This is a genomic window from Sphingobacterium sp. WOUb80 (genome assembly GCF_050058145.1).
Taxonomy (GTDB): Bacteria; Bacteroidota; Bacteroidia; order Sphingobacteriales; family Sphingobacteriaceae; genus Sphingobacterium.
Genome location: NZ_CP165617.1, coordinates 3,571,654 through 3,583,104, shown reverse-complemented (window position 1 = coordinate 3,583,104; position 11,451 = coordinate 3,571,654). Strand labels below are relative to the sequence as shown.

The 11,451-nt window shown below is 42.9% G+C and carries 8 protein-coding genes; 5 read left to right on the top strand and 3 right to left on the bottom strand.

Features of this window, described 5'->3' with window-relative positions; genetic code table 11:
* Positions 1 to 21 precede the first annotated feature (21 nt).
* Complete coding sequence (locus AB1Z56_RS14990) at positions 22 to 789, top strand: hypothetical protein (RefSeq protein WP_426789533.1); 768 nt, start codon at positions 22 to 24, stop codon at positions 787 to 789.
* A 30-nt stretch (positions 790 to 819) separates the two neighbouring features.
* Positions 820 to 2,283 carry a polysaccharide lyase 6 family protein gene (locus AB1Z56_RS14985; RefSeq protein WP_426789532.1) on the top strand — a complete coding sequence of 488 codons (1,464 nt, stop codon included), beginning with the start codon at positions 820 to 822 and terminating at the stop codon, positions 2,281 to 2,283.
* A 420-nt stretch (positions 2,284 to 2,703) separates the two neighbouring features.
* Here AB1Z56_RS14985 and AB1Z56_RS14980 read toward each other — a convergent pair whose 3' ends face one another.
* The 3 genes from AB1Z56_RS14980 to AB1Z56_RS14970 all read right to left on the bottom strand — a co-directional run bounded on the left by AB1Z56_RS14980 (position 2,704) and on the right by AB1Z56_RS14970 (position 5,493).
* Positions 2,704 to 3,669, bottom strand: coding sequence for a DKNYY domain-containing protein (locus tag AB1Z56_RS14980; RefSeq protein ID WP_426789531.1), 966 nt, complete (start codon positions 3,667 to 3,669; stop codon positions 2,704 to 2,706).
* Positions 3,670 to 4,153: 484 nt separating this feature from the next.
* Entirely contained in the window at positions 4,154 to 4,486 is a 333-nt protein-coding gene (locus AB1Z56_RS14975) for a hypothetical protein (RefSeq protein WP_394676371.1), read from the bottom strand.
* Between the two features lie 134 nt (positions 4,487 to 4,620).
* Positions 4,621 to 5,493 carry an AraC family transcriptional regulator gene (locus AB1Z56_RS14970; RefSeq protein WP_426789530.1) on the bottom strand — a complete coding sequence of 291 codons (873 nt, stop codon included), beginning with the start codon at positions 5,491 to 5,493 and terminating at the stop codon, positions 4,621 to 4,623.
* A 223-nt stretch (positions 5,494 to 5,716) separates the two neighbouring features.
* Here AB1Z56_RS14970 and AB1Z56_RS14965 point away from each other — a divergent pair, with 223 nt between their 5' ends.
* The 3 genes from AB1Z56_RS14965 to AB1Z56_RS14955 all read left to right on the top strand — a co-directional run bounded on the left by AB1Z56_RS14965 (position 5,717) and on the right by AB1Z56_RS14955 (position 11,443).
* The gene (locus tag AB1Z56_RS14965; protein ID WP_426789529.1) at positions 5,717 to 6,022 is read left to right on the top strand and encodes a hypothetical protein; all 306 of its coding nucleotides are present in this window, start codon (positions 5,717 to 5,719) and stop codon (positions 6,020 to 6,022) included.
* A 278-nt stretch (positions 6,023 to 6,300) separates the two neighbouring features.
* The gene (locus AB1Z56_RS14960; RefSeq protein ID WP_426789528.1) at positions 6,301 to 9,492 is read left to right on the top strand and encodes a SusC/RagA family TonB-linked outer membrane protein; all 3,192 of its coding nucleotides are present in this window, start codon (positions 6,301 to 6,303) and stop codon (positions 9,490 to 9,492) included.
* 13 nt (positions 9,493 to 9,505) lie between these two features.
* The gene (locus tag AB1Z56_RS14955; protein WP_426789527.1) at positions 9,506 to 11,443 is read left to right on the top strand and encodes a RagB/SusD family nutrient uptake outer membrane protein; all 1,938 of its coding nucleotides are present in this window, start codon (positions 9,506 to 9,508) and stop codon (positions 11,441 to 11,443) included.
* Positions 11,444 to 11,451: the final 8 nt, after the last annotated feature.

Below are 11,451 nucleotides of genomic sequence, written 5' to 3'. Positions count from 1 at the left end.
AAGAATTTAAATCAGAGCGTCATGAAAAGAATGTTTAAGACCAAATGGACCTATAGCGCTATCATCGCCGTAAGTCTATTAATGACAAGTTGTTCACTTTTCGATTTGGAACTGCAAAAAGATTACGATTACCAACATAAAACTTTAGATCCTAATATCGGGATCAGTGCACGGAAATTTTTGGAGAACCGATCGTATGAGACGGTAGAAAATCCGACAGATACAGTTTTCAAATGGATGCGGAAGGGATTAGAATATGCTGGTATCCCTTTGGAAGAATTTGAAAAAAACGATCGAACCTTTATTTTTTTACATAATGACGGGATAAAGACCTGGGATACTAAAACGAAGAAGGTGACAGCAGGCCTGTTTTTTGACTTTCCAATTGTGACGGGAGTGGATGGAACAGGCAAACCGATTACGAGACCGGCGACAAAATGGGAAGACTACAATAAAGATGATGTCCGTAATTATTTCCTTTATCTCATGCTGGAAGGGAATTACAATTTTGATAAGCTGAATATTGAAAATACAAAAGCAAAAACAATGCTTCCGGCCAATACTGTTGCCAGCAAAAGTTCGCTGTTGGGGTACATGAATGAGGGCAAAGGTTTTGATCAGGAAGGGCTGATGGTGTTACGCTTGGTCAACAACAGCGATTTGGCCCCGATTCAAATTAATAATAAGACAACCAATCGATCTGGGGGATATATTGTCACGAACGGTGTGGTTCATGTCTTTGGAAGCAAGGGGAATACCACTGTTTACCCTTTTGCGGGAGCACTTTAACGAAAGAACCTTTTAAAACAAATTTAAAATATGATCAAGAAGAATTCAGTTATTGCTTCACTGTTGCTGCTGCTGGTGGTGGGAAGCAGCTGTGAGAAATCTCCAGGCGAAAAACTCACTTTAAACAGTATTGCCTGCGTGCAATGTCACACCATTCAGTCGGCAGCGGATCTTCAGGCATTGAGCTTGCAGCCCGGAGACACGGTCATCATGAAGTCCGGCCAATGGACCAATCAGGAACTGACCTTCAGTGCTCAAGGGACAAAACAGCAGCCTATTGTGCTGATGGCAGAGCAGCGTGGAACTGTTATCATGAAAGGTACCTCATCCGTTAGTATCACAGGACAATGGTTAGTTGTGGACGGACTCGTATTCCAGGAAGGGTATACGACAGGCAAAAATGTGGTGGATTTTACCTCTTCCTCTTCAAACTGCCGCCTGACCAATACGTCGATTGTGGACTATAATCCGCCGGCAGCAACGACCGACTACCGTTGGGTTTCCATCAATGGTTCCTATCATCGTATTGACCACTGCTATTTAAAAGGAAAGACCCATCAGGGACCGACCATGGTCGTATGGGGGACCAGTAAACCAATGAAACACCGGATCGATCACAACTTCTTTGGGGAGCGTGCTGCGGTACCGGACAATGGCGGGGAGACCATCCGCGTTGGAACCAGCGACTGGTCGATGACAAATGCACTGACAACCATTGAAGATAATATTTTCCAGCGCTGTAACGGCGAAACGGAAATTATATCCAATAAGATGGGGGCTGATACCATTCGGAACAATTATTTCTACGAAAGCCAGGGAACCTTATGCCTGCGGCACGGCAATGGATCAGCCGTTTATGGCAACTATTTTGTCGGTAATGGAAATAGTGCCGCTGGCGGTATTCGTATCATAGGTGAAGATCATTTGGTCTACAACAATTACTTCCAGAATATGGCCGGCACGGGGCAAAAGGCTGCGTTAGCCATTATGGACGGTGTACCAAATTCACCTTTAAGCGGTTACTTTCAGGTAAAACGCGTGAAAGTTGTGGCAAATACCATGATCAAATGTAAGCAGTCATTCGATATCGGTTCAGGTAAAGGTGGCAACAGCCGGACATTGCCGCCGACGGATGGACATATTGCAAACAATGTGGTATCCCAATCTGCGCAGTCAACGATGCTGACCTTTACCGATCAACCCGTCAATTTTGTTTATCAGGGAAACATTGTTTTCGATGTGCCGACAAGTCAACAGCTGCCGGCAGGGTTTACACGGGTGAATCCGCAGTATTCGTTAACAACAGATGGTATCTATGAGCCTACGAGTAGCAGCCCGGTATTGGGTGCCTTTGTAGGAAATTATCCTTTTGCGGCTGCCGCAGATGCCGGAGCGCCTAAACTGGATACGAAACATCGCGATCTGCTGAAAGCCCAAAATATTGGGCCTGTATTTATGACTGGTCTGGGGAGCAGCTTGGTCATTAATCCTTAAATGAATGTAAATAATATTTTATGCGGGGAATAAGCGGTTTATTCCCCGCTTTTTTTGCGGCAAATATGCTTGTATTTACCGCATATAATTATGAGATCAACGGAAACATACTGCTACCAAGTTATATCAAAAAACAATATTCATTCAGTTTTTAGACAGTAATTAGTCATTGTTTATTCAGTCTACACTGAGCAATCACTGAACAAGCACTGAACGAGCACTGAACAATCACTGAACAAGCAGTGTCAAAAGATAGAATATGGTTACTATCTGATCTTAGTTTGTTGCGGCTATATTATTTTTCAGTGGATTGACTATTGTTCAATGAATTCCTGTTACGAAACTGGAGTTACTATGGTCTTATCGAAAAAATTAAATATGAAGCGAAGATGGTCGGCATTAACATTATTATCGAATAATTTACTGCAATTTTTCTCCCCGGTAAAACTTAGAATAGGCATCCCGTGCATAGCCATTGTCTAAATACTCAAAAGTGCTAGCACCTGCTCCCTTTAACTCCTGGCCGCGATAGAAAACAGCCCAGGCGTCTTTTGCATATCCGCCTCCAAGCGCTTTAAATGTAGATGGCGAAGCGCCTTTAACTTTAACTCCTTGATAGTAAACTGCCCAGGGATCTGCTGCATAGCCGTTTCCGATTAATTTGAACGAGTTGGGGCTGCCGCCCTCGACTTTGATTCCGCGGTAAAAAAGGTTCCAGGCATCTTTGGCATAGCCATCATCAAGGTATTCAAAGGTTGAAGCAGAAGCCTCTTCCACTTTCTGATTTTTATAAAAAACAGACCAATTGTCCTTGGCGTATTGACCGCCAAGGGGCTGGGTGGTAGGACCAGCAGATTTATCATTCTTTTCGCCCCTATAATAGGTCGACCAATTATCTTTTGCATAACCACGGCCAAGATTTTCAAAGCTTGAAGCATTGGCTCCATTAATTTCCTTGTCTAAATAGTAGACTTTCCAGGGGTCTTTGCTGTAACCATTTCCCAGTATCTTGAAGGAAGACGCTGTTGCGTTTGATAATGGCTTACCGTAAAAATAAACTTTCCAGGCATCGCTAGCATAACCGTCTCCCAGGAATTGGAAAGTGGATGGACTTGCATCAGCTATTATTGCTCCTCGAAAATAAACCTTCCAGGTATCCTTTGCATAACCCGAACCTAAAAATTGAAATGAACCGGCATTGGCGTTCGGAATTTCTTTACCGCGATAATAAACACGTGATCCGATTTTGCTGTATCCATCGCCCAGATGATCCTGAAGCAAAAGGGTAGTACGGTTATGTTGCACAATGTTTGCACAAATAGCCTGTGTGGCAGTAGTCAACAAAAGAAGAACGAACATGGTTTTAAATGGAACTTTTGTCATCATATAGGGCATCGGGTTAAATTTGAAAGCAAATGATCATGTTGTACTCTTGTTAATGAGACCCGGTAATACTAGTAAAGTTTAGTCATTAATTAAATTTTTTTGAACTGTTACCTTGCACTTGTTCGGCGATTGGTTTGCTGTTCCTCTGCTGGTTCATTGGTGGTTGTTTGCCGTTTCTTTGCTTATTCTTCGGGGCTTCTTTGTATCTGCTTCGAGAATGGTTTGCTATTCGTTTGCCGTTTCTTTGCCGTTTCTTTGGTGTTTTTTCGCTGTTTCTGTGCTAAAATGGCAATTAAATAGCAACCAATCGGCAAAGAATAGGCAAAGAATAAGCAAGCAAGGGGGCTCGTAGGCCCCTTGCATACCTTACGCGAATACGAGCAATCCCCCTAGAGAAGGCAAATGCGATCGCAAAAATGCGGTCTATGGGTAAGCTAACCTGCCTAACAGCGAAACGCTGGATACAAGGTTCAATAGAGAACACTTATTTGGTCGGCTGTAAGTGTATTTCGGGAAAGGAGTAGCTGGAATCCTGGACCGTGGTAAACAGGGAATAATCGGTGTAATCCGGAACGGCTATCCTCAGGAGATAGCTGCCCTTTTTTACCACCTGTATTTTAAATTCGCCATTACTATTTCTAACAGTGTCCCGACCTAATAAAGCCAAGGGTTCCCTTTCCTTATTGGACGCATAGGTTTCAATAATAAAATACCCAACGGGGTTATACTGATGGTCAACCAACCGACCGGTAATACGGTAAGGTGGAGTAGTAAACAGCCCATACAGTGAACAAGAGAGTAACAGTAATTTTAGCATATTTTTCCATTGTGTGGCTCGATAACATACAGGTATCCAGCTAATGAATCTTAAAACGGAGATTGTCACCTCACGATTGGAATGACGATCTATGCAAAGGTAACCTGCTGCGTCATTGAATAAATATCACAAGTTTATGAAAAACTATCATTTTGCATTTTCTGCTTGTATGCGGAAGGAGATAAGCCCGTCAGTTTTTTGAAAAAGCGGGAAAGATTATTAGGATCGCTGAAATGAAATTCAAAGGCAATTTGGGCGATAGACTGTTCATCCAATAGAAGCCGCTGTTTGATTTCTTGTATTTTTCGGTGTTGGAGGAGGGTAATTGGACTATGTCCAGTGTAGGCTTTGATTTTGTGATTCAGCTCATTGCGATGTATTTTTAGTAAACTAGCATATTGGTTACAGTTCAGGTTGGCATTAACATGCTCTTCCATGAGCATTTTAAATCGAGTGAGCAAATTGTTATTTGTGCTTTCGTCGGCTATATGATGAAATGCGCGAAATAGTCGATCCAGTCGGAGTAAAATACTGGCAAGTAATGCGCGGATCATATTGGGACTGTCGGATCGGAAAGCGCCGATTTCAAAAACAATTTCGGAGAGCATGGATTTGAATAACTCAAAATCACTGTCCATCGCAACAATATAAGGAGCAAATGAATAATTGTAAAAATAGGGTAGTTTGTAAACCAGTGTTTTATCCTGAAAGAAAGATTCCAAAAACTCGGGTTTAAAGATTAAATGAAATCCTTTGACACCGTTTTTATCAAAGTCACATTGCTTAATCTGATTGGGAGAAGCAAATAAGATGGTTCCTGGAGTTAACTCGATGCGTTTTTCATTGGTATATGCTACACCCTTTCCTTGTTCAAAAAACATGATTTCAAAAAAGTTGATGGTGTGCGGACCAGCCTCAAAAATCAGATCGGTATTATCCTCAAACCGATGGGCATCCATCGCTAAGGGAAAGCCGTATTTGCTGTCGTCAAAATCAAAATAACGCATAATAATGCCTTTAACCCTGTAGGAAATGTATAGGTACTAAACCCTTGCTCAGTAAATATAATAGTTTTTCTGGATATTGCTTTATAGGGAAGGTAAGGTCCTCTCTGGACAATGAAAGTGCTACAGAAGGAAAAAATACAGATACTGTCATATTCAGGTCAATGAAGGGGAGGGATAGCTTCCTAATTTGGAGAAGCAATATTTTTTTTGTATATTGCTGGTTATGAGTTTTAAAGAAAAATTAGAGAACTGGCGCACGTCAATCAATCGCGCCGGTAGTGGTGAGGAATTGTATATTTTGCTTTTGAACTATAAAAGGTTTATCAACAAAAATTGGGTGGACGATTTTGGCGATCCGGGCAACTGGAAATCGGAATTAAATCAGGTCATCAGCAAAGTAAGAAACAAGGTGGATGTAGCAGATATCAGCGCCTGCCAAGATTTATCGTCCTATCAGGACGATGCCCGGCAGACCGCACATTCACTCAATCATACGTTAAAATATCATCACTCATTGACAAAAGGGTAGGCTAGGCCTACCTTTTTTTGTGATCAAAATTTTTGAAATTATTTACTAAGCGGGATGTATAATCAGCCATGATTGTACATCCCGCTTTATTTTTTTCCTATTTCCTCGTAGTAAATAGGGGTTCGCTAGCATAGTTGTGCCCCACAGCGTGAACCGATTATTGAAAAAAATATTTGTACATGTCAGAAAATGTTTTTACTATTGTATAGTAGTATAGAATAGTATAGATTACTAGGCTCTACTAGAAAACAATAACCAATCTATAAGAAGACCAATTTATGATCTACCACATGTATTACCGAATCTGTAAATGGCAGCGATGTAGTCTTGTCTTCCTTTTTCTTCTGCTGGCGGGCTTTGCCAATGCACAGTCCAAATCGTTTGAATTAAGAGGAGTTGTATTAGATAGTGTCGGACATTTACCCATTTCCAATGTTACAATCGCTTTCGTGGGAAAAAGCGCTGTTGTATCAACGGATGCACAGGGACAGTTCCTGATCAAAGATGTACACCTCAATGATCAGCTTGTCCTGACTTCGGTCGGATTCGACCGCAAGACTGTTCAGGTCACCAGCACCAACCGGATGACCATCTTTCTGTCCTCATCAAGTTCAAATCTGGATGAAGTGACGGTTGTCGCATACGGCACACAGAAAAAAACGAGTATGGTAGCCTCTATCACCTCGATCAATCCAAAAGAAATTAAAGGGCCTACATCCAACCTGACTACCATGCTGGCCGGTCGGGTAGCTGGACTGATTGCGTATCAGCGAAGCGGTGAGCCCGGAAATGATAATGCCTCTTTCTTTATCCGCGGTGTGGGGACCTTTGGTGCCGGAAAGAAAGACCCCTTGATCCTGATTGACGGGATGGAATCCAATACAACAGCTTTGGCCAGGCTCCAGCCTGACGATATTGCTGGTTTTTCGGTGCTGAAAGATGCTGCTGCTTCGGCACTCTATGGCGCAAGAGGTGCAAATGGTGTCGTGTTGGTCAATACCAAAAGTGGTATCGTGGGAAAAGCAAAATTTAATGCACGTTTCGAAAACTCCATTTCTACCAATACACGAAATTTCCAATTTGCCGATAACATTACCTATATGAATCTGGCAAATGAAGCGGTATTGACACGCAATCCCAAAGGGGCTTTGCCTTATGATCAGAATAAGATCGATCATACCGCAAGGGGGGACGATCCGCTGCTTTATCCAAATAATAACTGGATCGATCAATTGATTAAAGATTATACCAACAACCAACGTTTCAATTTCAATGTAACTGGTGGTGGAAATCTGGCGCAATATTATGTTGCGGGTACGTTCAACAATGATAAGGGAATTTTGAAATCGGAAAGCGGCAATAATTTTGACAACAACATTAACCTCAAAAATTATTCGATACGTTCCAATATCACTTTAAATGTAACGCCGACAACCATAGGAATTATCCGTACTTCGGCACAATTTGATGATTATAAAGGACCTATCGGTGGCTATGATGACTGGGGAAATCTGATCAATGGTGGTCAACGGGTATTCAAAGAGGCGATCTGGTCCAATCCGGTGATGTTCCCGGCAGTCTATCCGGCTTCTTACGCACCGTTTACACCCCATCCGCTCTTCGGAAATAGCTTTATACCGACGACAAAGACTTTGTACAATAACCCCTATGCCAAGATGGTCAACGGTTTTCAGGAATACAATAGTTCGACAGTCAATGTACAACTGGAGCTGAAACAGAACTTTGATTTTATTACAAAAGGTTTGTCGGCGCGCTTGATGGCTTATACACAACGGTACTCGTATTTTTCAGTTCGCAGAAGCTTTGAACCCTTCTACTATAATTTGCTGAAAATACCGGGTACAAACAATACGGTATTGAGCTTGTTGAATGAAAATCAGGGAACAGAATACCTGGACTACAGTCAAGGCGATAGAATACAGAATACAACGACTTATGGTGAATTTGCGGTCAATTATAACCGGACCATTGGAAAGGATCACGACATCACGGGTATGCTCATCGGTATCATGCGCAATTATCAGACAGCAAATGGGGGCAATTTACAGGCCTCTCTGCCAGCACGTAATATCGGTGTGTCCGGACGCGCAACGTATGCGTATAAAAATAAATACCTTTTTGAAGCGAATTTTGGTTACAATGGTTCCGAACGCTTTTCTAAAGATAAACGATTTGGCTTTTTCCCCTCTTTTGGGGTAGGCTGGAATCTCCAGGAAGAGAAGATGTTTGAGTTTATTACGCCGGTGGTATCTCGTTTAAAACTACGGGCAACCTATGGTTTAGTGGGTAACGATCAGATCGGAAATAGCAATGACCGTTTCTTCTATCTGTCGCAAGTAAATCCAAATGATGGTGAGAAAGGCTTTTCCTGGGGCAACCTTTGGGACTATACCCGGCCGGGCTACTCGGTCTCGCGCTATGCTAATCCCAATATTACCTGGGAGCGCGCCAAAACATTTGATGCGGGCTTTGACCTCAATCTTAAAAACGGATTCGGCGTTGTCTTTGACTATTACAATTCCAAGCGAAGTGATATCTTAATGGTACGTTCAACTATTCCGACTAGCAATGGTTACCAGGTCGCTATCCAATCGAATAAAGGAAAAGCAGAAAGTAAAGGGTTTGATTTGGCATTAGACTATAACAAGTCGTTTGCTAATACTTGGTGGACACAGTTGCGCGGTAATATGACCTATGCGACCAATCGCTTATTGACCAATGAAGAACCAAATTACCCGGCTAATTTGTCTTACCTAACGCATCTGGGCTATCCGCTCGGTCAACAATATGGTTTGATCGCCGAACGCTTATTTGTGGATGATATCGAAGCCGATAACTCACCGGTTCAAAATTTTGGTGGTACATTCAAAACCATGGGCGGTGATATCAAATACCGTGACATTAACGGCGATGGCAAGATAACCGATTTGGACAAAGTACCCATTGGTTTTCCAACGGATCCTGAAATTATCTACGGTATGGGATTCTCTGTTGGTTTTAAAGGCTTTGACGTCAGTGCTTTCCTGCAAGGCTCTGCACGCTCATCCTTCTTTATCAATCCGGGCAATATCACACCTTTCGCCATCAATGGCCCCTATCAAAATGGGTTGTTAAAACAGGTGGCCGATAGTCACTGGTCGGAAGATAATCAGGATATCCGTGCGTTTTGGCCACGATTGACGGATGGATTCAATAACAACAATAATCAATTCTCGACCTGGTGGATGCGCAATGGCGCCTTCCTTCGCCTGAAATCTGTTGAATTGGGTTATACGGTACCAAAGAAGATCCTAGATCGCTGGAAGATGTCCAATATCCGCATTTATACCAATGCCCTGAATCTTGCGGTATGGAGCAAATTTAAAATGTGGGATCCTGAAATGGGTGGTGACGGTTTGGGTTACCCGGTTCAGGCGGTATATAATATCGGAATCAATGTAGGATTATAAAAAACAATGTATCATGAAAAAGTTAACTGTATTTAAATCGATGGTGGTATCAGGTCTATTGTTTTTTCAATCCTGCAACTATTTGGATGTCGTACCCGACAATGCCCCCACAATAGATAATGCCTTTACCATGCGTAGCGAAGCGATCAAATATTTGGCAACCTGCTATTCTTATTTGCCCAATGATGGTGAACCAACTGTAAACCCAGCTTTTTTAGCCGGTGATGAATTTTGGCTGGATTACCCAACGCGTAGTATTGATGGGACAAACTGGAACATCGCCCGTGGCAATCAAAGTGTCACCGAGCCCTATGTCAATTACTGGGATGGACGTGTTAGAAATATCAATGGAATCAATGTGCGGGATCGATCGATGTTTATAGCCATTCGCGACTGTAATATCTTTTTGGAAAACATCCAAAATCCGGAGAAAGTACGCGATATGACACCAGATGAACGTACAACCTGGGAAGGGGAGGTCCTATTCCTGAAAGCCTATTACCATTTTATGCTGATGCGCCACTATGGTCCTATTCCGATTATGGATGTCAATGTACCGGTTACAGCTCCGATCGAGGAAACGCAGGTAAAGCGTCAGCCGATTGACGATGTGGTCAATTATATTGTGAAGGTACTGGACGAAGCCGCAGGTAAATTGCCTAATACGGTGCAGTCGCCAGTAACTGATCTGGGGCATATTACCAAACCGATTGCCTTAGGCATCAAGGCAAAAGTCCTGTTGTACGCAGCTAGTCCATTATTTAATGGCAATGTAGACTATGCAACCTTCAAAAATGTGGACGGCACCTTATTTTTTAATCAGAGCTTTCAGGCCGAGAAGTGGCGGAAAGCGGCTCAAGCCGCAAAGGAAGCAATTGCTGCCTGCGAGGAACTGGGGATGAGCTTATATGAATTTCCAGCACCTGTACGCCCACTGTCGAATACGACAATGATTCAGATGAGCATCCGGAACGCTGTGACGGAAAAATGGAACCGCGAGATCATCTGGGGGAATTCTAATTCGCGGACATGGCAGCTCCAATACTCGTCCATGGCTCATATCGATCCCAATAATGCCGGCAACAACAGCGTCAACGGTACCTTAGCTCCAACGATCAAAATCATTGAACAGTTTTATACGAAAAACGGCGTACCGATGGACGAAGACAAAACCCTGGATTTTAGCAATAAAAGTCAGCTCCGTACAGGAACGCATGATGAACGGTTCAACATAATTGAAAACTACAGAACAGCACGTTTACATTTCGACCGTGAAAACCGTTTCTACGCCAACGTGGGCTTCGATGGTGGAGTGTGGTATATGGAAAATAGCCCAAGTCAGACCGATGAAAATACCTGGACGACTCAGCTTCGTCTTGGCTTATTTGGCAGTGGGGTTTCTGTGCCGATCACAACCTATTATCCAAAGAAGCTGGTCAATTGGAAATTTGCCTTTAAAGATGGAAACAGTTCACATATTGAAGAATATCCTTGGCCGATGCTGCGGCTTGCCGACCTGTATTTGATGTATGCGGAAGCCTTAAACGAAAGTGAGGGACCTGCGGCCGATGTATTCCTCTATCTGGACAAAATTCGGAAACGTGCCGGTCTGGAAGGAGTGAAAAATTCTTGGGCGAAATATGCTTTTAATAGCGCCAAACCAACGACCAAAGAAGGACTTCGTGCCATCATACAACGTGAACGTAATATTGAAATGAGTTTTGAAGGTTCGCGTTTCTGGGATTTGAGACGCTGGAAGCTTGCCGCACAGGAACTCAACAAAAATATCACGGGTTGGGATCGCAATCAGGATAAGGACCATCCGGAGCTTTTCTATCAGGAACAGACCTTCTATCAACAACGATTCGTGGCACCGAGAGACTATTTTTGGCCGATTAAAGAAAGTGATCTGTTGGTCAACCCGAATTTGGTACAAAATCCAGGTTGGTAATTATCGTT

Coding starts and splice junctions, on each gene's coding strand:
- AB1Z56_RS14990 (WP_426789533.1), top strand. CDS start 22: ATGAAAAGAATGTTTAAGACCAAATGGACCTATAGCGCTATCATCGCC.
- AB1Z56_RS14985 (WP_426789532.1), top strand. CDS start 820: ATGATCAAGAAGAATTCAGTTATTGCTTCACTGTTGCTGCTGCTGGTG.
- AB1Z56_RS14980 (WP_426789531.1), bottom strand. CDS start 3,669: ATGATGACAAAAGTTCCATTTAAAACCATGTTCGTTCTTCTTTTGTTG.
- AB1Z56_RS14975 (WP_394676371.1), bottom strand. CDS start 4,486: ATGCTAAAATTACTGTTACTCTCTTGTTCACTGTATGGGCTGTTTACT.
- AB1Z56_RS14970 (WP_426789530.1), bottom strand. CDS start 5,493: ATGCGTTATTTTGATTTTGACGACAGCAAATACGGCTTTCCCTTAGCG.
- AB1Z56_RS14965 (WP_426789529.1), top strand. CDS start 5,717: ATGAGTTTTAAAGAAAAATTAGAGAACTGGCGCACGTCAATCAATCGC.
- AB1Z56_RS14960 (WP_426789528.1), top strand. CDS start 6,301: ATGATCTACCACATGTATTACCGAATCTGTAAATGGCAGCGATGTAGT.
- AB1Z56_RS14955 (WP_426789527.1), top strand. CDS start 9,506: ATGAAAAAGTTAACTGTATTTAAATCGATGGTGGTATCAGGTCTATTG.